The sequence below is a fragment of the Micromonospora sp. NPDC050417 genome, from assembly GCF_044458865.1.
Taxonomy (GTDB): Bacteria; Actinomycetota; Actinomycetes; order Mycobacteriales; family Micromonosporaceae; genus Micromonospora_G.
On sequence record NZ_JBITIH010000028.1, the window covers coordinates 52,779 to 77,797 of the forward strand.

The following is a 25,019-nucleotide window of genomic DNA, read 5'->3' on the forward strand; positions in this document are numbered from 1 at the left end:
GAAAGTACAGGGGCACTCGAGCTTCTGCGCGCCCGGGCGCTGGGTTTCTTCACCCCGCGCCCGGGTCGGCGCCCGGCACCGCGTCAAATCGGGAACAGCGTGGAGAATTTCCAGCCCGATTACACGGTGCTGGCCATGCTGGGCCTCACAAAGGACCGGATAGTTCGGGTGGAACGGTGCGCCTCGCGGCGGGTCGTTCTCATGGTGGAGCTCGACGACGGCACGGCGCGTCTCGTGAAGTTCCCGGACACTGACACGGAACTGGACAACGACTACGAGCGGATCGTGCTGGGCATGCTCCAGGAATTGGAGCTGACGCCTCGGGCCCGACAGGCGGTGCCGCAGATCGTCGGGCGCAGCGCCGGCACCCGCGCCATCGCCCTGGACGTGGTCAAGGACTGCGACAGTCTGCGTGAACTGATACAGCGCGATCCGGCGGTCGACATCAGGCACCTGGTGAACCTGGCCGCCGCCCTCGCCGACCTGCACAAGGCGCCGATCCAGGACGCCTACCGCAAATACCCGGAGTGGTTGCTCCATCCCCCGGTGCCGACATCCACGCTATTGACCCCGTACGAGTATGCCCACGGCGCGGGGCTCGACTTCGACGTGTATCTGCGGGTCATGCAGGAGCTGGAGCCGGAATTCCGTGAACTGCACGAGCAGTGGCGGCCGGACACGATCGTCCATTACGACCTCCGCGACGACAACATTCTCTTTCCGCGCGGCCCGGAGGCGCAATGTCCGGTGCGGCTCATCGACTGGGAGCTCGCCGGGTTCGGTGACCCGTGTTACGACGTCGGTTACCTGGTCGGCCAGTTCCTGGTCGACTCGGTTCGCCGGCACGGCAATGGCGAGGTCCTGAACGCGGCGCGGCGCAACGCCCGTACGTTCCTGAACGCCTACCGCACGCTCGCGGGCATTCCCAGCGACACCGAACTGCGCATCCTGCGGTATGCCGGCGTCGCTCTGCTACTCCAGGCCGCGATGCGACTGCAGCAGCTCGGGATGCTCACCCAGGTCGGTCATCTGTGCCTGCTGTACGGCAAGCGACTCATCGCCGACCCGACCCCAAAGGTGATCATGAAATGACGGTATACCTCGACGTCGTCCGGCGGATCGCCGACGAGGTGGTGATCCTCGACGAGAGCACCTTCTCGCATCCACGGTTCGGCCGACTCACGCCACCGCGCGACATGGAGGCGCGGTCGGACTACCCCGTGGTGTCCTACCTGTCCCGCGTGATCTACCTGACCTACTACGCCGGTGACGACGCCGCCGCCCGTCTGCTGATCGGCGGCGGCAAGGTGGCCGCCGCCCTGGTCGACCACGAGGACTACGAATTCACGGAGCTGATCCACGCGGCGAACACGGGCGGCGGGTACCGCGTGCCGGGGTGGCGCATCCGTGGGGTCCGTGGCGGTGACTGGCTGGTCGAGAAGGACGGCATCACGGTGTTGGCAACGGCCGCCGAGATGATCCACGACGGTCCGATCGAGGTAGACGCCGAGGTCTCGGTCGTCCTGCCGCCGTGCCGGCGCTATGCGGTGCTCGGCTGGTACATGGCCGTGGGCGACGAGGGCCCCCCGCACAAGTCCGACGAGCAGACGATGGTCCGCGTCTATTTCACACTGGCCGGGCCGGAAGCGGCACCGGACGTGATGCGCGTCGTGACGACCGCACTGAACCGCCGCAAGATCCCCTTCAACTTCAAGCTGGCCAACCATCCGACCGCCTACGTCCGCCGCGACGCCGGTGTGCTCTACCTGCGCGAGGTCGACTGGCTCCAGCACGAATCCGTGGTGCCGGAAATACATGGGCAGCTCACGGGCAGGCTCAGGGACGACCGGCCGTGCTTCGTCAAGCCGCTGCTGCCGGGCATCTCGTTCGCGGTCGAACCGCAGGTGCGCGGGCGTACGGTGAGCTTCGGCGAGAACCGGTGCACCCTGGTGGCGGAGGGACTCGTCGCCGCCCACTCCCGCGGTGTCACGGACCTGGCCGGCCGGGTCGAAGCGGTCGCCGAGCGGTTCCGCCAGGAGGGCCTGTCGATCGAGCGCCCGTACGAGGCGCCTCGACCGCTGCTCGGAGTGCCGCTGTGACAACCGGTGCCGCGACGGCGACAACCGTACGTTCGATGGACGGCCCGTTCGTGGCACGCCGCTGTGTGCGCTCCGCGCACGGATATCGATGGTTCGAACAGACCCTCGCCCCCGGCGACTACCTGGACGCCGGCCAACTGCGGCAGGTCTCCGGCGCGGTACCGAGTGGCGAGGCGGTGGCGTCACTGCCCGAGCTTGTCCAGCCTGATCTGGCGGCCTGGCAGGCGCTCCCCTCCCCCGCACTGCTGTGTGACGCCCTGTTCGGGGCTCCCCCGGACGCGGACGCGGGACCATGGGAGAACGCGTGCGAGGCGCTCGGCGTCTTCCTCGGCCGGGTGCATTCCGTACCGGTGGCCGAGGTGTCGTTCCTGCCTGTCCGGCGCCACGCGGCCTGGTTGACGGCGGCGTCCCCGGTCACGGCAGAGGTGGCCGCCGCACGCGCCGACCTGGTCAAGGGCGATTGCGGGGTCCTGGCGGCGGCCGCCTCAGCGGCGGGCCGGGCGACGCGACGCGACTGCCTGGTGCACGGCCGGTTCTCGTCCGGCCTGATGGTGACGCTGGACCGTCCGGTGGTTCTGGGTTGGCGGGAGGCCGGCGTCGGCGATCCGGACCGCGACCTCGCCTTCTTCATCGCGGAGCTCGTCGAGGCGGCTGCCGTGGGCACCGGCGGCGCCCGGCTTCCCGGCCTGGTGCGCCGCTTCCTCGCCGGCTACACCACCGTGGCGGAGGATCTCCGCCCCGACCGGCTCCCGGCGCTGGTCGCGGAGAGGCTGCTGGAGCACTACGCGCAAGGCGTCGTCGCGGTCGGCTCGGCGGCCCACGTCGCACCGGTGGTGGCAAGCGTGACCGAGCGGTGGCGCGAACTGGCGGATCTGCTCGGGGACGGCGGCCGGTGAACGGGGCGCGACAGGACCTGAGCGAGGTCCGGCTCATGGTGTTCGGATCCTGCTCCGTCGCGGTGCTGGGTCTGCCGCACATCCTGCTGTGGCTCAAGAGCCGGCTCCGGCTGCGCCAGATCCGCGTTGTCCTGACTCCGATGGCCACCCGGCTCGTCACCATGGACTCGATCCGCCGCGTGGCCGGTTGCGAGGTGTACGTCGACTGGGACGACATGCCCGCCGACGCCCGCTCGCACGTGTCGCTGGCGGAGTGGGCCCAGGTTGCGATCGTGCTGCCGGCCACGGCGGATCTCGTGGGCAAGCTGGCGAACGGTATCGCGGACAACCTGGCGACGTCGACGCTCATGGCGCTCTCCTGCCCCGTGATCGTCGTTCCGTCGACCAACGCCACCACGTGGGAGAAACCGGCGGTGCGCCGCAACGTACAGCAGCTCAGGGACGACGGATTCACCGTCGTAGAGCCCGTGGAGGGTCTGGCGGTCGCCGGCGACACGTCGGAACCGGGCTCCATGGGGGATTACCGGCCCGCGTTGCTGCACGCACTGGTGCAGGCCGCCAGCGGCGCAGCGCACGACCATCAAGGAATTGACGCAGAGAATATGGGGGACTGACATGTCCGTAGGTACCAGCACCGTGCTACGTCGCGTTCCCGAACTCCTCGTCGAGGTGGACAGTTCCCATCAGGTACGGATCCACCACGACCGGCGAATCTTCGAGTTCGGTCACCACGCGATGTCGCTGCTTGACGTGTTCTACGAGCCGCGCACGCTGGCCGAGGGGATCCAGCGGCTGCGTCCGAGGCTGACCGGTCACCGTGCCGTCGAGGAACTCATCGGCACGCTGACCGCCATGGTGAACACGGGCATCCTGACGACGGAGGATCCGGACGGTTTCACCGACCTGATGTTCCCGATCGGCGGGTACGGGCTGGCGTACCTGAACATCGCCATCCTGGAAGACCCGCTACGCAAGGGCCTTTTCATCAAGGCGATCGAGGAGACCGTCACTCCCGACGACGTCGTCCTGGACCTCGGCACCGGCTCGGGAATCCTGGCGATCGCCGCTGCCCGGGCGGGCGCCCGGCACGTGTACGCCCTTGAGCCCGCCCGCTCCGGAGACCTCGCCTCCAAGGTCATCGCGCACAACGGCTACGCCGACCGGGTGACGATGATCCGTGGTTGGTCGACGACGACGGAACTGCCGGAGCGGGCGACCGTGCTGACCACCGACATCGTCGGCAACGACTGCCTCGACATGGTGATCTGGGAGAACCTGCAGGACGCCCGCCGTCGGCTGCTGACCCCGGACGCCCGGCTCATTCCCGAGTCCTTCGAAACCTATGTCTACCTCGCCCACATGCCGGAGGACATGCGGGCGCGGCACCGTGTCCTGCCCGAGCACATCGACCGCTGGCAGGACCGGTTCGGGATGGACTTCTCGCCGATGCTGGACGAGGACACCAAGCGGATCGCCGGGTTCTACGAGCGTCCGGAGAAGGTTCAGGAGTGGGAACGGATGTCCGAGCCGGTGCCGCTGTACACCCTCGACCTGCACACCGACGTACGCAAGTTCGCGAACACGGTGACGGTGCCGGTGTCCCGTTCCGGAGTGGTGAACGCCGCCATCGTCTTCTTCAAGGGTCGGATCGGGCCCACCACCTATCTCTCGACCGCGCCATGGGACGGCGGTGACCGGAGCCACTGGTTCACCGCGGGGTGGGCGTTCGCCGACGGGCACCGGGTGAAGCCCGGCGACCAACTGACGCTGACCTATCACTACGAGGGCGACGGTCGCGCTCGCATCGTGCTGGACGGGGAGGAGACGCTGTGAAGCTACGCACCAGCGCACCGAAGGTAAACGGTGTCGGTACCCATCGGGAGGTGACCAGCGCGCAGACGTACGCCCGGATCACGCCGCACCTGTTACGCGCCGGCATCACCCGGGTAGCCGACATCACCGGGCTGGACCGGATCGGCATCCCCGTCTACAACGCGATCTCGCCGCGCTCGAACGACATCATCTCGGTCTACAACGGCAAGGGCCTGACGTCGATCGACGCCAAGACCTCGGCGGCGATGGAGGGCATCGAACGCTTCTCCGCCTGGCTGCCCCGGCGTCCCGACGCGATCGCGACGTACGACGAACTCGTCGCGGAGGGCAGGTCCGTCATGCACCCCGGCGAGTACGTCTTCGAGCTGGCCCCCTACTACGCCGACGATCTCCCGATCTCCTGGACCCTGGGGTACGACCTGCTGAACGAGGAGGAGGTGCTCGTCCCGCAGGACGGTGCCTGCTACTCGCCGAAGTTCCACGAGGCACCCTGCTACAAGATCACTACGACGAACGGCCTGGCCTCGGGGAACACGATCGAGGAGGCGATCTGCCACGCCCTGTGCGAGGTGATCGAGCGGGACGCGATCACGATAAGCGAGGTGCTCAGCAGCCAACTCTGTCAGGTGCTGGAAAAGGGCCTGTCAGCGGTGCCCGCGCAGTCGCGCGAGGTCACGGGCTTCCTGCGGGAACTCAATCCGCACGTGGCCGTCAGTTCGCTGCCGGAACGCGCCCAGTCGCTCATCGCGAAGATCCATGCCGCCGGGCTGGAGATGCGGGTGATCCAACTGAACAACGACCTCGGTATTCCGACCTTCATGGCCGCCACGGCCGAGGACATGGGCCCGACGGTCTCGCAGGGGCACGGCGGGTTCGGCACGCACCCGGACGCCGAGGTGGCGATCATCCGGGCCATCACCGAGTGCGCGCAGGGCCGGGTGGTCGACATCCAGGCAATGCGGGAGGACATCAGCCTGCCGGGCACCGATGTGCCGAAGCACATGTACCACGTGCGCCGCTCGTCCACGTTCGACAAGGGTGCCTGGATCTGGAAGCCCATGGGCAAGGTGCTGGACGCCGCGGATCTCGCCACGTACCAGCACGACGATGTGATGGACGACGTCCGGCTGATGCTGGGTCGACTGCGCGGCGCCGGCATCAGGCGGGCCGTGGTCGTGGACTTCTCACCGCCGCACATCCCGGTCAATGTCGTACGGATGATCGTTCCTGGGCTCGAATCGTGGGCAGTGGACCACTGCAAGCTGGGTGACCGCGCGACGGCCGCCTGGAAGCGCGCGGTCCAGGACATCTCGGCGCGGCAGCGCACCCTCGCCAGCGCAAGCGCACGTTGAAGGAGAGTCACCGATGAGTGCTGTTGTGTATCTCGGTCCGAGTCTTCCCCGCGCGGAGGCGGCCAAGGAACTCGACGCGGAGTACCTGCCGCCGATCGCACGGGGCGACCTGGGGGAACTTCTGCGTCGACCCGAACTGCCGAAGGCCATCGGCATCGTCGACGGCAAGTTCCTGTCGACCCTGTGCGTGTCGCCGAAGGAGGTCCTGGAGCTCGTCGACCGCGGTGTCAAGGTCTTCGGCTCCTCCAGCATGGGCGCACTGCGGGCTGCGGAGTGCCACCACTGGGGCATGGTCGGGATCGGCAAGATCTTCGAGGCCTACCGTACGGGTGAGGTGGACGCGGACGACGAGGTTGCCATCGCCTTCGACGAGGAGACCGGAGCGCCCGTCTCCGAACCGATGGTCAACCTGCGCTTCGCCATCAAGGCCGCGCTGGAGTCCGGCGTCGTGCTGCCGGCGACCGCCGAGGCGTTCCTGCAAGCGGCGAAGGACACCTACTTCCCGCAGCGAACAGCACGCGCGGCGCTGCTCGCCATCCGAAGCACCGTACCCGACCCCGAGCACGCGGCGCTGTCGCGGTACTTCGCCACCTCCGCGCCGGACGCCAAGGCCGACGATGCCCGGCTGCTGCTCCGTGCCATGCGGGAGTATCTGGCCAGCAACCAGGCACGGAAGATCGAGCGGGCGCTGGGGGTGCATCGTGGCGGAGTCGCTCTCCCGGCTTAGCCCGGAGCAAGTTGATCATTTCCGGCAGCAGGGCTATCTGTTGCCCGTCAACGTGCTGACGCCAGCGGAGGTCGACGAGACGATCGCCGCCTACCGCACCTACCGCACCGTGACCGACCGAGCCGGTGGCCTGCTGAAACGCCGATGGAACTACCCCAAGATCCATCTGGTCGCGCGCTGGGCGGACACGTTGGTCCACCACCCTCGACTGCTGGCCATCGCGACCAGCCTCGTCGGGCCGGACCTCCTGGTCTGGTCGACCAACCTGTTCGTCCGGGCAGGGCACAGCAACAGCCGGTTGGCCTGGCACCAGGACGCGCCGTACTTCGGGTGGGAGGGGGCCGACGGCAACGTGGTGCGCATCTGGCTCGCCCTGACCCGCACGAGCCGCCGCAACGGCACGATGCTGTACTGCCGACGGTCACACGAGGCCGGCCTCGTCCGCCACGACTTTGTCAACCGCACGCTCGCCGGCCTCATGCAGGGCGAGCAGGCGGACTACGACGTACGCGACGAGGATGTGGTCGCCGTGGAGATCGAGGCCGGCCAGGCGTCGCTCCACCAGCCCACGACGGTGCACAGCAGCGGGCCGAGTTCCACGGACGAGGAGCGGATCTGTTTCGCGGTGGACTACCTCGCGCCGTCGATCCGTCCGCTACACGGGCCGGACAGCGCGCTGCTCGTCCAGGGAGAGGACCGGTACCGCCACTTCCTGCCGGAACGGCGTCCGACCACGGACTTCTCGCCAGACGCCCTCCGCGACTTTCGGACCGCGGTCCTCATGCGCGACGAGCGGCTGTCCAAGGTCATGCAGGTGATACACGCCGAGCGGGCCGCCGAACGTGTCGGCGGAATCTGAGGCGCCGGGTCGCTTTCGCCGCGACCCGGCTCCGTTCCATTGGCAAGGCGTCGACATTGCGCCGCCGTGGCCGGCGGAACCGCTCGACGCCTCCGGTCACGTCGCGCTGGACGACTGGTTCCCCCCGGTGATCAACCAGGGAACGGTGCCGCTCTGCACCGCGGCGGTGGTGACGGCGCTCGCGGCCTACTTCGCGCGGCGTGCCCGCCAGACGATCGTGCGGCCATCGGTGCTCTTCAACTACCGGATGGCGCGTCGACTGATGGGCTCCCCCGACCGACGTGGTGCGCACATCGACTCCAGCATCGTCGCGTGGCAGCGGTTCGGGATGCCGGACGAGGCAGCCTGGCCGTGGACCGCGTCGTCAGTCGACGCGGACCCGCCGGCTGATCTCGCGGCGTCGGCGGGCTGCTCGTCGGACGTCACCTCCTGGCGAATCAGACGGGAGGAGGTCGTCCCGTCGGTGTACCTCGACGTCCTACGGGCCGCGATCGTCGCGGGGCTCCCGGTGGCGTGCGAATTCCCGTTGTACGTCTCACAATTCGCCGCCTTCGAGACCGGTGTCATTCCGTTGCCCAAGGAAGACGAACGATCGCTGGGTCGGCACATCGCTCTGCTCGTCGGACTCGACGATGCTCGCCGCCATTTCCGGGTACGCAACAGTTGGGGCACGGAATGGGGCGATCGGGGTTACGGCACACTGCCCTACGCCTACGTCGAACAAGGACTGGCCGGGGACAGTTGGCTGGTCGCGGAAGACAGTTGGACCATATCGGCCGGCTCCCGTGTCGAATCCGACTCGGTAGCCGCGAGGCCCCTACCTGGAGGTCCGAACCTTGGCTGAAGAGCAGACCACCACCCGGTCGCGCCCACCCGTTCCCCCGGCCGCTCTGCGCGTCCGGGTGACGGCTCTGGAGAGCGAACCGGTGTTCGAGTCGATCGGTCGCATGGCGGCAGACGACCTGCGCCGTACGGCGCGGGCCGCCGGCCGTCCGTTCACCGGGTCCGGGGTGTCCGTCCTCGACTTCGGATGCGGGTGCGGGCGGGTCCTTCGACACTTCCACGAGGAGGTCGATCGAGGCGTGCGCTTCCAGGGCGTCGATGTCGACGCCGAAGCGGTTGCCTGGTGCGCCGAGAACCTGGGTGACTACGGTCGCTTCGACACGGTCGAGCGTGTTCCGCCGGCACCGTTCGCGGACGAGACGTTCGACATCGTCTACGCCGTCTCCGTGTTCACGCATCTCATGCCGGAGGATCAGGATCGTTGGCTGACCGAGTTGGGCAGAATGCTGAAGCCTTCGGGAATCCTCATGATCTCGTTGCTGGGAAAGACCGCGCTTCAACTCGCCGGCCCGGAGGTCGTCGCCCGGGTGGAGGAAGCCGGCTGTTATTACTTTGACGACGGCGGAACGGGCGGGTTGCCCTCCTGGTACCAGAGTTGCTTCCACACGGAGGGGTACGTCCGCGAGACGTGGGGCCGGCGTTTCGGCGTATTGGGATACATTCCCAATGGACTGTGCCGGTCGCAGGACCTGGTCGTACTCACCCGTCTGTCAGAATAGAGAGATCTATCGTTGTGACTGATGGGAAACGTATGGGATCCAGCCAATGCGGGGCGGAGATGCGGGCCCGCGCTGCCCTGACCATGCCGACGGCCGATGGGGTCGACCGATGACCATGTCGAAGCACAGCGGGGTGCGGCTGCTCAAGTGGACGGCCGTGGCGGTGATCGCCGTCGAGTTGTTGCTGGTCGTGACCGGGGTGCTCGACCTAGGTGACGCGGTGATCATCGCGATCGGGCTTGAGGCGCTCTGCGGCGTGCTGGCGCTCGCCCTCGCCGTCACCGCTCGGGTCATGTACCGGCGGTTGCGTCAGGCGGGTGTGGGGCGGTGGGACGCGTTCCTCCAGGCGGCCGGGACCGTGCTCCCTCAACCCATGGTCACGCTACTCCGCCACGAGATCGGTGGCCTCCTGTCGATGATCATGCTCGTACGCGGACGCAAGGACGTACCGGCGGGCGGCACCGTCATCCGGTACGGATCGGCCCACAAGGCGTTCCTCATCGTGATGATCGTCCTGGCTCCGGTGGAGATCCTTCTCGTGGAGTTGCTCGTACCGTGGGCTTGGCTGCGCATCGTCCTGCTCATCCTCGCCATCTTCGGCGTCGAGTGGTTGTTCGGCTTCTACTCGGCCGTACACACCCGGCCCCACTACGTCGACGCCCATCGCCTGGTGCTCCGCATGGGACACCTGGCGGCGGTCTCGGTCGACGTCGGCTCAGTCCGCGCCGTACGGCGCGAGACCCACGACAAGTACAAGGGGCTCGTCTCCGTCACGGACGAGGTCGTGGCGGTCCCGGGCATGAGCGGCACCGCCGTGACGGTGACGCTGGAGCCCGACACTCCGGTCCAGGTCGAGGGCCGTGGAACCGTGCACGCCAGTGAGGTCCGGTTCGACGCAGACGACCTCGATGCCGCCGTCAGGTCCATCAGGGAGCGGATGGAATCGCTTCGCGGCTAGCACTCGCAACGGCTGATCCGCACCCCGCCAGGAGGAACACATGCGTCCGGTCCTGATCTATCCGCCGCTGACCGACCCGACCTGTGGGTACCACTCGCTGTGTTACCTGGACTCCTATGCCCGGGCGCACGGACAGGCGGCGGCCACCATCATCGACGCCAACATCGAGGCCTTCCACCACTCCTACACCGACGTGTCGTACGACTGGCTGATCCGGCAGGCATCGGACGCCTCCGCGTTCGCCGACCGGATGTCGCCCGTCGCAGCCGCCGCGATGCGGCTGCGTGCCGGCCAGGTCTCACCCGAGCAGACGGCCGAGGCCGTTCGGGTCTTACAGGACCCCGTGCGGTTCTACGACTATTCGCAGTACCAGCACGCCGTCGAAACCGTCACCGGCTGGATGAACACGCTGGGAGCGGCCGGGCTACCCGGCCAGTTCCACAACGGTTTTGAGTTCCAACCGTACGACCGGTTCAACCTGTCGTCCGTCCGGGACCTCACCGACGAGGCGATGCTCGCCCGGCTGAGCAACCCGTTCACCCCGTACTACAGCGAGGAGCTGATCCCCCGGTTGGTGGCCGGTGGCCACGATGTGGTCGGCATCAACGTCACGTTCGTTTCGCAACTGCCGTTCGCGCTGTGGATGGCGCGGCTGATCCGCCGGGCGCTCCCGCACGCGTTCCTGGTGGCGGGGGGCACCGAGGTCGCCGACGTCTGGAAGTACGCCACGGACCAGGACATGGTGTTCCAGATCTTCGACGTGTTCGACGCACTCGTGGTCGGCGAGGGCGAAACCGCGTACGTCGAGATCCTCGACGCCCTCGACGCGGGCCGGATGCCCAGCGGCCATCCCAACGTTCGACTCCACCCGAGGCACGGAATCGGCAGGGCCCTGCCGATGTTCAAGTACGAGCAGCTCGCCGCCCTGCCGACGCCGGACTACTCGACGCTGCCGTGGGAGAAATACCTGAGCCCGGAGCCGTTCGTCTACTACTCCCCGACCCGGGGCTGCTACTGGAACAAGTGCACGTTCTGCGACTACGGCCTCAACGGGGACAGTCCGACCAGCCCGTGGCGCCAGGACCCGGTCGACAAAATGGTCTCCGATGTCGGAGCGATCTCCAAGTTTGCCAAGTTCATCTATTTTTCGGTGGACGTACTGGCACCGGCGACGATCCTGAAATTCGCCGAGCGCGTGGTCGAGTCCGGTCTGGACTTTCGGTGGGGGGCCGAGATTCGCCTGGAGAAGTACTGGTCGGTCGAGCGGTGCCGCACCCTGAAGCGCAGTGGGTGCGTCTCGGTCTCGGTCGGCTTCGAATCCGCCAACCAACGCATTCTCAACCTGATCAACAAGGGCACCACGCCAGCACAGGTGTCACAGACGATCGATGCCATGACGCAGGCCGGTATCGGCGTACAGATGATGGGGTTCACCGGTTTTCCGTCGGAGACGGCGGCCGAGGCCATGGAGTCGATCAACTTTCTCCGCGAGCACCGAGACAGGTGGACGTTCGGCGGGCTGGGCACCTTCATGCTCACCGCCGGGGCGATCGTGGCGAAGGATCCCGAGCGGTTCGGGCTGCGCAACCTCATGCCGTATCCCGATCACGACATCGCCCGGGCCCTGAGCTTCGAGCAGGTCGGCGGCACACTGGACGACGAGGAGCTGACCGCACTCGAGGAGGCGAAGGCGGCTCTGACAAACAACGACCTCGGACGACCCTGGGTGGGTGGGACCGACTGCGCGCACACGTACCTCTACCAGGACCGGTACGGCATGGACATCATGAGGGTGGTGGGCCCCGTGCAGCCGGACCGCGAGGCGCGCTACGTCCTCAACGGCACGGTGATCCGCCGCCCCGAATCCGACGTGATGGAGGAGTACCGCTACCACTACTGGTACAGCCGCACCAACTCCGACCGACCCGGCCGGTTCGCCTTCCGGCGGGTCGACGGCCGGCTATATCTCATTCCGGACGTCCTGGTGCCCCTGCTCCAGTTGTTCACCGTGCCGCGCGGGCTCTCGGCTGCGGAGCTCGCCCTCCCCGCCATGCCGCCGTCGGTCGTCCAGCAGGCATGGGACTTTCTTGTCGGTCGCCGGCTGGTGCGTCCCGAGCCGCCACGGGCGGCCGTCCTCGTCGGTCACGGTCTCTCCGACGAGGAAGAGACGGGATAGGAGCAGTCCGGTCCACGGAATCAGATGACTTTCGGGTTGATTCGCGTCGTACTGACCAGCCTGTCGGACCTGGTGGTACAGGCAGCCCAGGTCGATCAACCAGTTCAGCCGCTCTGCCAGCTTTCACAGCATGCATAACACCAGGGGACGCGGGTACGCGGACGCTGGCGCCGACGTGCTGCGCCGACGTGGAGGCAGGACGGTGGTGGTGGCATGCGGGGTGCCTCAAGGGAAAGCCCCAGGGCCGGGGAGATGTACCAGCAAGACGAGGTGGGTGACCTGCGGCGGGTCGAATCTCCGCCCTGACATCGAGGTTGTCGAGGTTATGCGCTTCCTCCGCAGGATCAAGAGCAGTCCCGACGTCAGCACCACGGCATCACTGCCGATCTCCGAATCTGCGGCAACCGATCCAGCTCGCGGCCAGCTCGTCCTGCGGCCGATGACGGACGAAGACCTTCCAGCCACGTCCCGTGCCCACGTTGGTCTCCTACCGTTCGGGGTCTTCCCGTCGCTCGGTGCCCGCTTTGTCCGTCGCTGGCAACGCACGTTCCTCGACTCGGGGCACGGCGTCGGCTACGTCGTCATTGACCCGGCGGCTGCCCCGGACGAGGTTGTCGGATTCCTGTTGGGCACCAGCGACCAGGTCGCGCACGCGACCGCGCTGACGGCGGACCGGCGCACGATGGCGTCCCTCGCGGGCGCGGGATGCGTCGCGCTGTTTGCCCGGCCTCGCGTTGCGGCCCGCCTGCTGCGATCGCGGTTCCGCCCGTGGGCACGCCGCTTGCTCCACCGCCAGGCAGAGCAAGCAGAACCCGAGTCGTTCGCCTCTCCGCAGGTCGCCGTCGTCACCGCGCTGGCGGTGCACCCGGGCTGGCGCAAGAGCGGAATCGGTGAGCGGCTGGTAGCCCATTTCATCGACCACGTCCGGACCGTCGGCGCGACGTGGGCCGAGTTGCAGACGTCGGTGGGGCCGTTAGGAGCAGCCGGTTTCTACGAACGGCTGGGGTGGAGAGCCGGATCCCAACGACTGACTCCCGACGGGGACATTCTGCGCACCTATTACTGGAACCTGCACGGGCAGGCAGAGGGTCGCATTGGCTAGCGTGGTGACGTGGGCCGCGACCACCCGTTGCCGCGAGACGCCACACCGTGACGCGCCGTGTGCCCGATCATGCCCACCCGACGAGTCAGAGCCCGCGTCCTCGACCTGCAGGAAGCTGGCTCTGACCTGGCTAGCGTCGTTCGAGGGTGAGCAGCGGCTCGGAGAGCGCGGGCGATGGGGCGTCGGGATCGCCGGACACGGCCTCCTCGATGCTGCGCAGGCCGGCCTCCACCTCATCGGCGCTGAGCTGGGCGAAGAACGAGAGGGTACGCAAACGCAGCCGTTCGAGCATGTCGGCGCGAGTGCCGTCGGACAAATGGGTAACCAGGCCGAATTCGGCGACACGCCAACCGGCCTCCGTGAACATCGCGATGACCTCGTGCAGCGGCTGGAACAGGGCGGTGTCCACCTCAAGGCCGCGAGGGAAGTGGTCCAGCCACCACGGCTCGGGATGGTGGTCGCTGAAATTCGCGCGCAGTAGCAGCCTCCCGGCCGGCTTGACCACCCTGGCCAGTTCCCTGACCGCTCGGGGCTTGTCCTGGACATGGTGCCAGGACAGGAACATGAGCGCGTAGTCGGCGCTACCCGAGGGAACTGGCATGTCCTCGGCGGAGCCTGCCACGTACCGCACGCCCGGATGCTGCTCCTGCTCCTGCGCCTGCTCGCGCATGCGGACCGACGGCTCGACCCCGGTCACCGGCCCGAACGCTCGCGCCAGCGCGGGGGTGAACCTGCCGGTCCCCGACCCGACGTCCAGCCCCACCAGCGGGCGCCGGTCGGGTAGCGCGGCGGCAAAGGCGCTTGTCCATGCCTCCAGTTGGTGCTCGGTGAGCGCACGGCCGCGGGAGTAGTTCTGGTACAGCTCCGTGTCGTAATCGACCCGCCTCATCGCCGCTCCCTCGTTCGGTCGAGCCCACTGTCCGATGTATCGTTGCGATACATCGGGACGATACGCGGAGGCGCGCTGGAAAGCCATGGCGGCAGCGGAGCCACCGGACCTGTGAGAGCGACGCTCTCCCTGACCACCCGGATCACGTGCTCGGTGGCAAGGCTGCGCGGGACGGCGCCGCGCTTGGGCGCGTGCCCTGGCGCACAACTGCTGACGGACGGGTTGGTCCCGGGTCGCGGAGGTGTCGGGGAATGACGCGAACCGAGGGCTGGTCGACGGACACGTCGATAAGTTGATCTACCCGACCCCGGCGACAACAGAGGCTTGAGCATGGTGTGGTGCGTCATATTGCGTGCGGCGACCGGGGCGCTAGAGTAGCGCCGCCGTGGTGCTCGGGAAACCGGTGTGAGACCGGTGCGGCCCTCGCCACTGTTATCGGGAAGTCTCTGGCCCTCGTCGTACGAGGTCACTGGGCATCAGCCTGGGAAGGCCGGTCGGAGACGCGTTTCCCGACAGCCAGGAGACCGGCCACGGCACGTAACGACCCGTCCACGAGGTGCTGGAAGGCGGTCCCTGATGCGCATGCGCGCAATGCGGCCCCGTATGTCCTGGCGCGTTGTCGCGCCGCTGTCCATCATGATGATCTTCGCTGTGTCGGTCGCCGGCTGCGCCTCGGACCAGGGCGCACCGTCCGGGACACCGTCGGCCACGACGGTCACGCTCACCAACTGTGGTGTGCCGGTGCAGTTCGCCCAGCCGCCATCGCGGGTGGTGACGATGAACCAGGCGGCCACTGAGATCATGCTCGCGCTGGGTCTGCAGGACCGGATGATCGGCACCGCGTACCTCGACGACGCGATCCTGCCCGAGTACGCCGCCGCGTACCAGAAGATCCCCGTGCTGGCGAAGGAGTACCCGTCGAAGGAGAAGCTGATCGAGGCTGCTCCGGACTTCGTCTACGCCTCGTTCGCGAGCGCGTTCAGTGACGAGGGGATCGGCGAGCGGGACACCTACACCAGCCTGAACGTCGGTACGTACCTCTCGCCCGCCGGCTGCCCGAAGGAAACTCGCCCGTCGCCGCTCACCATCGACGACGTGTACGGGGAGATCCGGGACATCGCCGCGATCTTCGGGGTACCAGAGCGGGGCACCTCCCTCATCGACGCGCAGAGGACGCGGATCGCCGCCGCCGCGTCGAGTGTCAAGGACGCGAAGGACATCTCGGTGCTCTGGTGGGACAGCGGGACCGACGCGCCGAGCGTGGGCTCCTGCTGCGGTGGGCCACAAATGCTCATGTCAGCGGTGGGGGTCGGCAACGCGTTCACCGACCTGCCCGGTAGCTGGGGCGACACCAGCTGGGAAAAGGTTGTCGAACGCGACCCGGACGTCATCGTCCTGGTGGACGCGGAGTGGGACCGGGCCGCCGCCAAACAGAGCTTCCTCACCGGCAACGCCACTCTGCGGGACCTGCCGGCCGTGACCGGCAAACGGTTCGTCGTGATCCCGTTCTCCGAGACGACCGCCGGGGTCCGGAACGTGCTCGGCATCGAGCACCTGGCGCAGGGGCTCGCCGCGCTGCCAACCCGGACACCACGCTGACCGCCGGAAGCACGCACCGTACCGACCGACGCGTGGTGCCGCCAGCAACGGCGGCGCCACGCCCGGGCGTTACGGTGCTGGTCATCACGCTGACCGGGATACTCGTCCTGTCGATCGGGGCTGCGGTGACCGTGGGACCCGCCGACCTCTCGCTCGGCACCGTGTGGACCGTCATCGGTGACCACGTGGGCGTGCTGCGCTCCGACGTGCCGCTCCTGCGGGACCACATCGTCTGGCAGATTCGCCTACCCCGGGTCCTCCTCGCCGCCGCCGTCGGAGCAGGACTCGCCGCCGTCGGAGCCGTCATGCAGACCGTCACCCGCAACGCGCTGGCCGACCCGTACCTGCTCGGTATCTCCTCCGGCGCCTCCCTCGGCGCGGTCCTGATCATCGTGGCTGGCGTCGGCTCGACGGTCTGGTCGCTGACCAGCGGCGCGTTCGTCGGAGCACTCGCGGCGTTCGCCCTCGTCATCGCGAGCGCGAGCAGCCGGGGAGCCCGACTCGCACCCACCCGCATGATCCTCACCGGGGTGGCGGTCAGTCAGCTCTGCGCCGCCGTCACCTCATTCGTCATCATCTGGGTGGCCGACCCGCACGCCACCCAGCAGATCACGTTCTGGCTGTCCGGATCACTGGGCCGGGCCAACTGGGCCGACCTCGGCTCCGCGGCAACCGTCCTGGGGGTCGTGCTGGCCATACTGCTGGGACATGCCCGCACGTTGAACGCGTTCGCCTTCGGCGACGACGCGGCGGCCACGCTCGGAGTCAACGTCGCCCGTATCCGGTGGCTGCTCCTCGGCGCCGCGGCCCTGCTCACCGCGACCCTGGTCGCGGTGAGCGGCGCGATCGGATTTGTCGGACTGATCCTGCCGCACGCCACCCGCCTGCTCACCGGCCCCGACCACCGCCGACACCTACCGGTTGTGGTCCTGACCGGAGCGATCTTCGTAATCTGGGTCGACACCGCAGCCCGCACCCTGTTCGAACCTCGGGAACTTCCGGTCGGCGTCCTGACCGCCATGCTCGGCGTGCCCGCGTTCGTACTGCTCCTGCGGCGCAGGGTGGGCACGCCTGATGCTTAAGGTCACCGACATCAGCTACGCCGTGCAGACGGCCAGGATCATCGAAGAGGTCTCCTTCTCGGTACCGGCCGGCACCCTGGTCGGGCTGCTCGGGCCGAACGGCTCGGGAAAGACGACGCTGCTGCGGATCATCGCCGGCCTCAGCACGCCGGACCGGGGACGTCGTCTCCTCGCCGGGGAGGACCTCACGACACTGCCCCGCCGGGTGATCGCCCGACGCATGGCCCTGCTCGCCCAGCACGCCGAGACCGATCTCGAACTCACCGTCCGCGACGTGGTGCTCCTCGGCCGTACCCCGCACCGCCGCTCCCGATGGTCCGACAGCGCCGCCGACCACGCGGCCGTCACCGACGCTCTCACCCGGGTCGACCTCGCCGACTTCGCCCACCGCACCTGGCGCACCCTGTCCGGCGGCGAACGCCAACGGGTCCAACTGGCCCGGGCCCTCGCCCAGGAGCCCCACCTGCTCCTGCTCGACGAGCCCACCAACCACCTGGACATCAACCACCAGCTACAGCTCCTGCACCTGGTCAGACAATTCGGCATCACCACCGTGGCGGCGCTGCACGATCTGAACCTGGCGGCAATGTTCTGCGACACTCTCGTCGTCCTCCGCCACGGTGCCGTGGCGGCCACGGGGCCCACCACCGACGTCCTGACCCCGGCCCTGCTGCACGACGTGTTCGGCGTCCGAGCCGAGGTAGCCGCCCACCCCGCCACCGGACGCCCGAGCATCACCTACCACCCACCGACGTCATGACCAGACACACCCTGCTCGTCGCACGCTCGGTCACCCACACCGGTGGGCAGGACGCCATGCACGAACTGGCCGCCGATGTCGCGCATGCCCTCGGCGAACCGGTAAGGGCCTGCTTTCTCGACGGAGCGGCGCCGTCCCTGCACGACGCACTCGACGCCGCCCAAGCGGCTGGCGCACTCGAGATCGTTCTCCTTCCCACCCACCTACCGCCCGACCGGTACCTCGACGTCTGGCTTCGCCGCGCCTACGGCGACTGGGCCGCCACCCGTACTGACACGGCACCTCCACCACAGGTTTCGGTTGGCCCGCCACTCGCCACCCAACCCTCCCTGGTCACCGCCGTCGTCACGGCACTGCGCCAACCCATGACGCCCCTGTCCGGCAACCCCGGACCGTTCCGCAGCCCCGCCTGGTCAACCATCACAGGTCACCGGCGCCACGTCCTGGTCTGCCGGGGCCCGCGCTGCACCGCGTACGGCGCCAGCCACACCGCAGACGCACTCGCGGAACACCTCGGCGCGCAGGGACTCGGCGACGACGACATCCTGCTTACCCAGACGGGGTGTCTCTTCCCGTGCAACCTGGGGCCGCTCGTCGTCGTCCACCCCGACGACGTCTGGTACACACACGTCGACCAGGACCTCGTCGGACGGATCGTGAACGAGCACCTCGTTCACGACCGGCCCCTCCCCGGGCACGCCGTACGCCGCCGATAGCTCGCAGGGTGAACGCCATCTACGACACCCGGCGTGAACTGGGGATACAGTCAGAACACCTCGGCTTCAGCCGACGTCTGCGGGGTTTCGACACCGACTCCGCCACCGACCCGACGATGACGAGGCATGGCCGCGTCGAGAACATCGACGGAACAGGGCGGTCAGCCGAGAACTCGGTCGATCTGTTGCGCACCGACACCGGCTCCGTGTGTCGGTCACGGAGCGCGGGGGTGCGCGTGAGAACGGAAGACAGTGGCAAGAACTTCGCTGTGGTGGTCGGCGCGACCGGGATCTCTGGTCGTGCCCTGTGCCGCGAACTCGCCCAGCGGGGGTGGCGCGTCGCGGGCCTGTCCCGACGTGCCCTGACCTCCCTGGACGGTGTCGAGTCCGTGCAGGCCGATCTGACGGACGCGGAGTCCGTACGGTCAGCCCTGGCCGGGCTGGACCTCACTCACGTGTTCTTCACCGCCTGGAGCCGCATGCCGACAGAGGCGGAGAACATCACGGTCAACTCCGCCATGGTGCGCCACGTCCTGGACGTGGCAGGCCCCTCGGGACACGTGCGCCACGTGGCGCTGGTCACCGGCCTCAAGCATTACCTGGGACCGTTCGAGGCGTACGCCACCGGGGAGACCCGCGACACGCCCTTCCACGAGGAAGAGCCCCGCCTGCCGGCGCCGAACTTCTACTACGCCCAGGAAGACGAGCTGTGGAAGGCCGCCGAGCGGTACCAGTTCACCTGGAGCGTGCACCGCTCGCACACGATCATCGGGCATGCCGTCGGCAACGCCATGAACATGGGAATGACCCTGGCGGTCCAGGCAGCCCTATGCCGCACCGAGGGCAGACCCTTCGTCTTCCCCGGCAACGAGGTGCAGTGGAACGGTGTCACGGACATGACCGACGCCGGACTGCTGGCCCGCCAGATGATCTGGGCGGCGACGACCGGCGATGTGCCGAGTCAGGCGTACAACACCGCGAACGGAGATCTCTTCCGTTGGCGCTGGATGTGGCCACGGATCGCGGAACTGCTCGATGTCGAGCCGGAAGGCTACCTGGCTCGGCCGCGACCGCTGGAGGAGCAGATGGCCGGCGAAGCTGACACGTGGCGCCGACTGGCCGAACGCGAGCACCTTGCCGAGCCCGACATCACACGTGTCGCTTCCTGGTGGCACACCGACAGTGACCTCAACAGGCCAATCGAGTGCTTCACGGACATGACGCGCAGCCGGAGCGCGGGATTCACCGAGTACGTTCACACCCTCACCTCATTCGCCACCCTGTTCGACACCCTCCGGAGGGAACGTGTCATCCCCGGCTGAGCCGATGCTCCGGCGACAACTGCCGAATTCGGGTGACTACACCGGCCGCACACCGTGCCGGCGCCCGGGAGTGTCAAGGTTTGACGAAAAACGTCGGCCATCGGGTACGAGGCAGCAGCCGGAGCAGCGCTGAGAGACGGCTCGGTCGGGTGGGCCCCAGGCCCAGGCGTGCGCCCTGCCGGATCTGAGTTACGCGTAAGCGAGCAGAAAATCAACAGTGCCAGTGCCGCCGGGTTGGCCGGGTGGGGTTGTGAGCCCAGGCTCGCTGTTCAGGACGTAGAAGCCCCCGTTGCCTATCAGTCGGGGCGTCACTGCCAACATCTGCGTTCCCATGTCCGCTCCGGTCGGTCTGACCACATAATCGCGCAGGAGCGTGAAGAGGTTGGCGTTCAAGTTCGCGACGTGCAGCACTCGGTAAGAACGGGGAGCCGATATCCCCGTACTCGTCAGACCCCAGACCGGAACGATCTGACTTCGCCAGTTCGCGGGATTATTGGTGATAACACTGTCATGCATGTTGAGTTGCGTCTGAACACCCGAGTGCATTCCGGCCAGGTGAATATGGAGCTGATCCTGCTGACGGCTGCCAGCCGAGTTGACCCCGAGGCCAATGTGTGGATAGACCACGTGACCGGGTTGTCCTGGTTGGGCGTTGCCCCACGCTTCCAGCCAGTAATTTGGCGCGCTCGCGGTCGCAATGAACGGGCACTCGATGCCTTTGACGCGGCAGGTGGGAAGCAGTAAGAAATTGTGATTGGTCTCCGGCGACCCGTGCAGCACCACATAGGTGGCAGTTGTTTGCAGGCAGTTCGTCGACGGTGCGCTCCTCGCCCCCGTGCAAACCTGCACCCTGTCCCAGAGGTCGTATCTGCCTCCGGTGTCGCCGGGGAAGCCGCACAGGTTCGAGGGCGTCGGACAGGAGGTGCCACCAGGGCCACCGGGGTCCGGTAACGGCGAATCGGCAGGTTGTCCCCCATCGGCCAGTGCCCTGTCCGCCCCGACCAGCCCCAAGAATCCTGTAGTACCCGCCACTCCCGAAAACTTAACAAATTGTCGCCTGTGTATCTGCTCGGCCCGCTTGTTGTCGCCCATGATCACCCTTCGGTGTTGCGGTCCGAACAGGACCAACTTCAGTACCCGCAGGGAACCGGGTCGCGGGCCAGAGAACGTGAACGCGAACGTGGAGGGGTTGAACGTGCTGACACTAGGACGAACCGTTCTGCGGAGCAGCGCTACCGGAACAGAATCCCCTGATCGTGTCACGTGCACGAGGATGCGGGCGTTCTCCGACGCTCACGGGCAGGCAACGGGGACCAGCCTTCATGCCGCCACTCGTGGCTCGGTACAGCCGGAAGGGCCGGCCCTGTCGGACCGGCCCTCCCCTGGCGTCAGTTCTCAGTACGTGCCGAGGTCCTGCCACGGACCGTTGGGATCGCCCGGCTGCTGGTTCCGGGTCCACCACTTGGCCTTCCAGGTGTGGCCGTTGTACGCGACCGTCTCGCCGCCGGTGTAGACCCAGGACGTGGTCCAGGCCCGGACGCCGGCGCCGGCCGCCGGGACGAGGGCGCCCTGCTCCTTCCACGAGCCAGTCGCAGTGCTACCGGGCTTCTCGTTCTGCGTCCACCACTCGGCGATGTAGATCGCCCCGTGGTAGGACACCTGGTCACCGCTGTTGTAGACCTTCTTCGAGTCCCAGGCCGGAACCTCTGGCTTCGGCTCGACCAACGTGAAGGTCAGGATCGTGACGTTGCCCGCCACGTCGTACACCTTCAGTTCGTTCGCCCCGAGCACCGCCCCGAACACGCCGGGCTTCACCCCGTTGAGGTCGGAGTAGATGTCGTCGGTCAGATCCTTCTCGACCCCGTTCAGGGTCAGCTTCGCGACCTTGCCGGCATCGAACAGCTTGAAGGAGACACTGCTGTAGACCCCGTCCTTCCCCTCCGACTCCGGCTTCACCGTGATCGTGGGAGCGGTCGTGTCGGGACCGGCCGGCACAGCAATGTCGGTCCTCATCGCAGGCAGCTCAGCCTCGTCGCCCAGATAGAAGCTGGCGAAGCCGAACTGGTCGTAACCGGTGTTCTTGTTCGCCACTCCCATGCGGTACATCGGGTCGTGCATCAGCGTACGGATGCCGTACTCGGTCGGCGACAGGGTCGTGACGATGGCCAGACGGTTGCCGGAGGCACGGAGCACGAGCTCCTCCCGCCAGTCGCCCATCAGGTCGGCCTTGAGCGTCGGGGTGCTCTTGTTGCCGGTCGACGTCAGGCCGGTCGCGAGATACGGAGAGATCGCGAAGGTCAGATCGTCGACCGTGCTGATGGTCGCGTTGCTGGCGGCCATAGCCGTCAGGCCACCGCCGAACCAGATGGCGTACTGGCCGCTGCTCAGGTTGCTGCTGCCGTTCAGGAGCTCGCCGGTGACCATGCTCCTGGCACCGTTCTGCGACTGTCCCTGCGCGCCCGGCCAGCGGTTGGAGAACTTGCCCGCCACCGCGCCCTCGGCGTCAGTGCCCGCGTACACACCGAAGACCATCGAGTTCTCGTGAACGATGTCGCCCTGGTCGTTGCGCCGCTGGCCCTTCATCGGGTCGTGGGCCTCCGGGCCGGGAATCCAGCCCAGCTGCCGGCCGGTACGGATGTCGTCCAGCAGGTTCTCCTCGCTGCCGGACCACATCCGGATGTTGTTGTCCTTGTCGACCGGAAGCAGCGCACTGCGGTCGCCGTGGCGCAGCGGTGCCCAGACGTTCAGCGGGTTGTTCCGGACCGCGTCGGTGGCGAACTCGAAGCTGCCGGCAACCGGGGGAACACTGTTCTGCCCCTCGATCGTGGGCATGGTGTCGCCGTTGATCACCTCGGGCAGGATCTTGGTGCCGTCGGCGCTCAGGTCGAGGACCATCGCCTTCATCACGATCTCGTCCCGGCCGTCGCCGTCAAGGTCGCCGGACTGGGTCTGATGGTTGCCGCGGTTCTGGTAGTCGTAGGCGGTGCCGCCCAGGGACCAGTACTGCGGGTCGGCCGAGTCGAAGCTGGCCTGGAGCTTGACCTTGCCGTTCACGATGTCGAAGGCGGCGAAAGTGGTCCTCTGGTAATAACCGCGCTGGGAGACCGCGTAGTTGTGCTTGCCGTCCAGGGCTGCCACGACACCGACGTAGCGGTTGCCACGGTTGCCCTGCGCGTCGCCCCACACCGCCGCTTTCCAGGGGTGCTCAAGCCAGTAGGCCTCCGAGGGGGCCATCATCTGCGACTTGTAGTCGGCGGGGCCGCTGCCGGCACCGGGGCCGGGGTAGGCCAGGTACGAGAAGTTGCCGCGCTGGGTGGCGGGCGTCATGGCCCAGTTGTCGCCGTCGACGCTGCCCTCGTACGGGAACGGGTACGTGGCGCTGTCCATGAGCACGCCCTTGCCGGCGTCGGCGTCCCACTTGAAGGCCGAGAAGAACTCCTGGTCATCCTTTGCCGGACCGATCGGCCCGACGTGGTACGTCTTGATCCACCGCTTGACGGCCGGATCGTTGACTCCGTCGTTGCCGCCTCCCGCCACCGGGCTGCGGTAGCTGATGGCGAAGCTGTTCAGGAGCGACCAGTAGGTGTCGAGGGCACCGGTGTTGCCGGTGGCGAAGTATTCCTCGAACTTGTCCGTGGTCGTGTTCAGTCCGTCCTCGCCGCCCACGACGGTGTTGAGGGTGTCCGGATACACGACGGACTGCGACGCCTCGTCCCAGTTGCCGATGCGGGTGCCCAGGGCGGTCTTGAGCATCAGCTCGGACTTGCCGTCACCGTCGAAGTCCTCGGTGAACAGGGTGGTCTCGTGGTCGTTGCCCGCCCGCACGTTGTAGCCCATGTCGACACGGAACAGCAGGGTGCCGTCCAGCTTGTACACGTCGATGTACTCGGGGGCGGTGGTGGTGTTGCTGCCGCCGAAAATCGGCTCGGAATACATGGGATCTTGCTGGGTGCTGCGCCACTTGACGACGATCTCGTACTCGCCGTCGCCGTCGAAGTCGCCCACCGTCATGTCATGCGTGGAATAGGCGCTGCTCTGCGACGTGTAGATCGCACCAGTCCCGGTCTTCGCGTACGGAAGCGACGTGCCGGCGTCCAGGTTCTTCACATACTTGATGAACTCGGCTTCGAGCTCCTTGAACAGCGCTTCCGTGATCTTGCCGTTCACGAGCGAGTTCGTCAGCGGCCGAGCGGTGGTGTAGGTGGCGACGCCGAGAGCGTTGGGGGTCATGTTGCGCTCGTTGAGGGTGGCGACCCAAGCGTCGAGCTGCTGCTGGGTCACGGTCGCCTGTTCGTCGTACGCCACCCGGAATCCTCTGAGCAGATCCATGTCGACGACGTACCAGTTCTGGTTTCCCGTCCCCGGGACGACCATGTTGGCGGCGTTCAGATTGGTGCCCGGGCCGAACCGCTGGCCACGGTAGGTGAAGTGCGCGAGCGGCACCGCAGCCGGCGCGGGCTTGAGCGGGATGTAACTCGCCGCGCCCCGGTTGGCTTGGCCTGCCTGGCCGGCGAGGGCTGACAGCATGGGCACGCTCATGCCCTGCCGCTCACCCTCGACGCCGTTGACGACCGGAGCGACCTCGTAGCGGGAGGTCAGGACGCCGTCCGGGTCGGTGTAGTTGGAGGGGGTGACGTCCTCTTTCACAATGCCGGGGTTCGCGGCGTAGTCGCTCTCGGGCTGAACGTCCCTGGGCGCGATCGTGGTGATCTTCGCGAAGTCCGCGTCACCATCCTTGCGGTAGACGTTCCAGGAGATGCCGTCAGGTTCGTTGCCCAGGAAGCGCCAGCTCAGGAATATGCCGTCTGCGGTCTGGGCGGCGACCAGGCCACGGGTCAGATACTCCATCTGCCGCAAGCTGGACGCCGGGGCGGCGCTCGCAGCCGGAGTGTTGAAGCCGAGCGGGGACAGGCTTGCGGCCAGCACCAGGGACAGGGGCAAGGGTACGAGTTTACGCAGTGGTTTTCGCACTTTTGTTCTCCATCTCGCATCGCCCTCCGTTGGGCAAGCGCTTTCCTGCATCCTGCCGCCTCATGCTCCGTCCCGCAAGATCGAAGATTCACTTCGCACACCGGCACTTCGTCTGC

At 67.4% G+C, this 25,019-nt stretch carries 21 protein-coding genes and 1 riboswitch; of the genes, 18 read left to right on the plus strand and 3 right to left on the minus strand.

Translation table 11 applies throughout. The annotated features are described in order from the left end of the window. The first annotated feature begins 135 nt into the window (after nt 1–135). The 13 genes from ACIBF5_RS28575 (at nt 136) to ACIBF5_RS28635 (ending at nt 13,564) form a co-directional block, all read left to right on the plus strand. A complete protein-coding gene (locus ACIBF5_RS28575; RefSeq protein ID WP_396815989.1) occupies nt 136–1,092 on the plus strand; it encodes a phosphotransferase family protein in 957 nt (318 codons plus the stop codon). Continuing rightward, complete coding sequence (locus tag ACIBF5_RS28580) at nt 1,089–2,099, plus strand: T3SS effector HopA1 family protein (RefSeq protein WP_396815990.1); 1,011 nt, start codon at nt 1,089–1,091, stop codon at nt 2,097–2,099. Before ACIBF5_RS28575 ends, ACIBF5_RS28580 begins: the two co-directional genes overlap by 4 nt. A 35-nt stretch (nt 2,100–2,134) precedes the next feature. Further along, entirely contained in the window at nt 2,135–2,995 is an 861-nt protein-coding gene (locus ACIBF5_RS28585; protein WP_396815991.1) for a phosphotransferase, read from the plus strand. Between the two features lie 35 nt (nt 2,996–3,030). Further along, nucleotides 3,031–3,609, plus strand: a complete 579-nt coding sequence (locus ACIBF5_RS28590; RefSeq protein ID WP_396815992.1) for a flavoprotein — start codon at nt 3,031–3,033, stop codon at nt 3,607–3,609. Nucleotide 3,610: 1 nt separating this feature from the next. Next, complete coding sequence (locus ACIBF5_RS28595; protein WP_396815993.1) at nt 3,611–4,828, plus strand: 50S ribosomal protein L11 methyltransferase; 1,218 nt, start codon at nt 3,611–3,613, stop codon at nt 4,826–4,828. 50 nt (nt 4,829–4,878) lie between these two features. Continuing rightward, the gene (locus ACIBF5_RS28600) at nt 4,879–6,180 is read left to right on the plus strand and encodes a YcaO-like family protein (RefSeq protein WP_396815994.1); all 1,302 of its coding nucleotides are present in this window, start codon (nt 4,879–4,881) and stop codon (nt 6,178–6,180) included. Between the two features lie 13 nt (nt 6,181–6,193). Then, nucleotides 6,194–6,907: a TfuA-like protein gene (locus ACIBF5_RS28605; protein ID WP_396815995.1), complete on the plus strand. Its 714-nt coding sequence runs from the start codon at nt 6,194–6,196 to the stop codon at nt 6,905–6,907. After that, nucleotides 6,882–7,766, plus strand: a complete 885-nt coding sequence (locus ACIBF5_RS28610; protein ID WP_396815996.1) for a phytanoyl-CoA dioxygenase family protein — start codon at nt 6,882–6,884, stop codon at nt 7,764–7,766. The genes ACIBF5_RS28605 and ACIBF5_RS28610 overlap by 26 nt, the downstream gene beginning before the upstream one ends. After that, entirely contained in the window at nt 7,750–8,610 is an 861-nt protein-coding gene (locus ACIBF5_RS28615) for a C1 family peptidase (RefSeq protein WP_396815997.1), read from the plus strand. Before ACIBF5_RS28610 ends, ACIBF5_RS28615 begins: the two co-directional genes overlap by 17 nt. A gap of 82 nt (nt 8,611–8,692) precedes the next feature. Next, nucleotides 8,693–9,328, plus strand: coding sequence for a class I SAM-dependent methyltransferase (locus ACIBF5_RS28620; RefSeq protein WP_396815998.1), 636 nt, complete (start codon nt 8,693–8,695; stop codon nt 9,326–9,328). 109 nt (nt 9,329–9,437) lie between these two features. Further along, nucleotides 9,438–10,286 (plus strand): hypothetical protein, encoded by an 849-nt coding sequence (locus tag ACIBF5_RS28625; RefSeq protein WP_396815999.1) that lies wholly within the window; start codon nt 9,438–9,440, stop codon nt 10,284–10,286. 40 nt (nt 10,287–10,326) lie between these two features. Next, on the plus strand, nt 10,327–12,462 hold the full coding sequence (locus tag ACIBF5_RS28630; protein WP_396816000.1) for a B12-binding domain-containing radical SAM protein: 2,136 nt from the start codon (nt 10,327–10,329) through the stop codon (nt 12,460–12,462). Between the two features lie 325 nt (nt 12,463–12,787). Beyond that, nucleotides 12,788–13,564: a GNAT family N-acetyltransferase gene (locus ACIBF5_RS28635; protein ID WP_396816001.1), complete on the plus strand. Its 777-nt coding sequence runs from the start codon at nt 12,788–12,790 to the stop codon at nt 13,562–13,564. Nucleotides 13,565–13,694: 130 nt separating this feature from the next. Here ACIBF5_RS28635 and ACIBF5_RS28640 read toward each other — a convergent pair whose 3' ends face one another. After that, nucleotides 13,695–14,453, minus strand: a complete 759-nt coding sequence (locus ACIBF5_RS28640) for a class I SAM-dependent methyltransferase (protein ID WP_396816002.1) — start codon at nt 14,451–14,453, stop codon at nt 13,695–13,697. Nucleotides 14,454–14,822: 369 nt separating this feature from the next. After that, a riboswitch (cobalamin riboswitch) is annotated at nt 14,823–15,001 on the plus strand. Between the two features lie 88 nt (nt 15,002–15,089). On the opposite strand from ACIBF5_RS28640, the gene ACIBF5_RS28645 reads away from it, so the two are divergent. The 5 genes from ACIBF5_RS28645 (at nt 15,090) to ACIBF5_RS28665 (ending at nt 19,932) form a co-directional block, all read left to right on the plus strand. Continuing rightward, nucleotides 15,090–16,052: an ABC transporter substrate-binding protein gene (locus ACIBF5_RS28645; RefSeq protein WP_396816003.1), complete on the plus strand. Its 963-nt coding sequence runs from the start codon at nt 15,090–15,092 to the stop codon at nt 16,050–16,052. Between the two features lie 32 nt (nt 16,053–16,084). Then, nucleotides 16,085–17,134 (plus strand): FecCD family ABC transporter permease, encoded by a 1,050-nt coding sequence (locus tag ACIBF5_RS28650; protein WP_396816004.1) that lies wholly within the window; start codon nt 16,085–16,087, stop codon nt 17,132–17,134. Next, a complete protein-coding gene (locus ACIBF5_RS28655; protein WP_396816006.1) occupies nt 17,127–17,894 on the plus strand; it encodes an ABC transporter ATP-binding protein in 768 nt (255 codons plus the stop codon). Before ACIBF5_RS28650 ends, ACIBF5_RS28655 begins: the two co-directional genes overlap by 8 nt. Then, nucleotides 17,891–18,610 carry a (2Fe-2S) ferredoxin domain-containing protein gene (locus ACIBF5_RS28660; protein WP_396816007.1) on the plus strand — a complete coding sequence of 240 codons (720 nt, stop codon included), beginning with the start codon at nt 17,891–17,893 and terminating at the stop codon, nt 18,608–18,610. The genes ACIBF5_RS28655 and ACIBF5_RS28660 overlap by 4 nt, the downstream gene beginning before the upstream one ends. Before the next feature lie 230 nt (nt 18,611–18,840). Further along, on the plus strand, nt 18,841–19,932 hold the full coding sequence (locus ACIBF5_RS28665; RefSeq protein ID WP_396816008.1) for an SDR family oxidoreductase: 1,092 nt from the start codon (nt 18,841–18,843) through the stop codon (nt 19,930–19,932). A gap of 189 nt (nt 19,933–20,121) precedes the next feature. On the opposite strand, the gene ACIBF5_RS28670 is transcribed toward ACIBF5_RS28665, so the two are convergent. After that, nucleotides 20,122–21,024 carry a CDP-diacylglycerol diphosphatase gene (locus ACIBF5_RS28670; protein WP_396816009.1) on the minus strand — a complete coding sequence of 301 codons (903 nt, stop codon included), beginning with the start codon at nt 21,022–21,024 and terminating at the stop codon, nt 20,122–20,124. 303 nt (nt 21,025–21,327) lie between these two features. Beyond that, the gene (locus tag ACIBF5_RS28675) at nt 21,328–24,873 is read right to left on the minus strand and encodes a carbohydrate-binding protein (protein WP_396816010.1); all 3,546 of its coding nucleotides are present in this window, start codon (nt 24,871–24,873) and stop codon (nt 21,328–21,330) included. Between the last annotated feature and the right edge of the window lie 146 nt (nt 24,874–25,019).

Excerpts from the sequence above, each read along its gene's own strand:
- ACIBF5_RS28645 (WP_396816003.1), top strand. The coding sequence starts at position 15,090 with ATGATGATCTTCGCTGTGTCGGTCGCCGGCTGCGCCTCGGACCAGGGC.
- ACIBF5_RS28625 (WP_396815999.1), top strand. The coding sequence starts at position 9,438 with ATGACCATGTCGAAGCACAGCGGGGTGCGGCTGCTCAAGTGGACGGCC.
- ACIBF5_RS28660 (WP_396816007.1), top strand. The coding sequence starts at position 17,891 with ATGACCAGACACACCCTGCTCGTCGCACGCTCGGTCACCCACACCGGT.
- ACIBF5_RS28635 (WP_396816001.1), top strand. The coding sequence starts at position 12,788 with ATGCGCTTCCTCCGCAGGATCAAGAGCAGTCCCGACGTCAGCACCACG.
- ACIBF5_RS28630 (WP_396816000.1), top strand. The coding sequence starts at position 10,327 with ATGCGTCCGGTCCTGATCTATCCGCCGCTGACCGACCCGACCTGTGGG.
- ACIBF5_RS28640 (WP_396816002.1), bottom strand. The coding sequence starts at position 14,453 with ATGAGGCGGGTCGATTACGACACGGAGCTGTACCAGAACTACTCCCGC.
- ACIBF5_RS28670 (WP_396816009.1), bottom strand. The coding sequence starts at position 21,024 with ATGGGCGACAACAAGCGGGCCGAGCAGATACACAGGCGACAATTTGTT.
- ACIBF5_RS28575 (WP_396815989.1), top strand. The coding sequence starts at position 136 with ATGCTGGGCCTCACAAAGGACCGGATAGTTCGGGTGGAACGGTGCGCC.
- ACIBF5_RS28580 (WP_396815990.1), top strand. The coding sequence starts at position 1,089 with ATGACGGTATACCTCGACGTCGTCCGGCGGATCGCCGACGAGGTGGTG.
- ACIBF5_RS28585 (WP_396815991.1), top strand. The coding sequence starts at position 2,135 with ATGGACGGCCCGTTCGTGGCACGCCGCTGTGTGCGCTCCGCGCACGGA.
- ACIBF5_RS28590 (WP_396815992.1), top strand. The coding sequence starts at position 3,031 with ATGGTGTTCGGATCCTGCTCCGTCGCGGTGCTGGGTCTGCCGCACATC.
- ACIBF5_RS28605 (WP_396815995.1), top strand. The coding sequence starts at position 6,194 with ATGAGTGCTGTTGTGTATCTCGGTCCGAGTCTTCCCCGCGCGGAGGCG.
- ACIBF5_RS28595 (WP_396815993.1), top strand. The coding sequence starts at position 3,611 with ATGTCCGTAGGTACCAGCACCGTGCTACGTCGCGTTCCCGAACTCCTC.
- ACIBF5_RS28655 (WP_396816006.1), top strand. The coding sequence starts at position 17,127 with ATGCTTAAGGTCACCGACATCAGCTACGCCGTGCAGACGGCCAGGATC.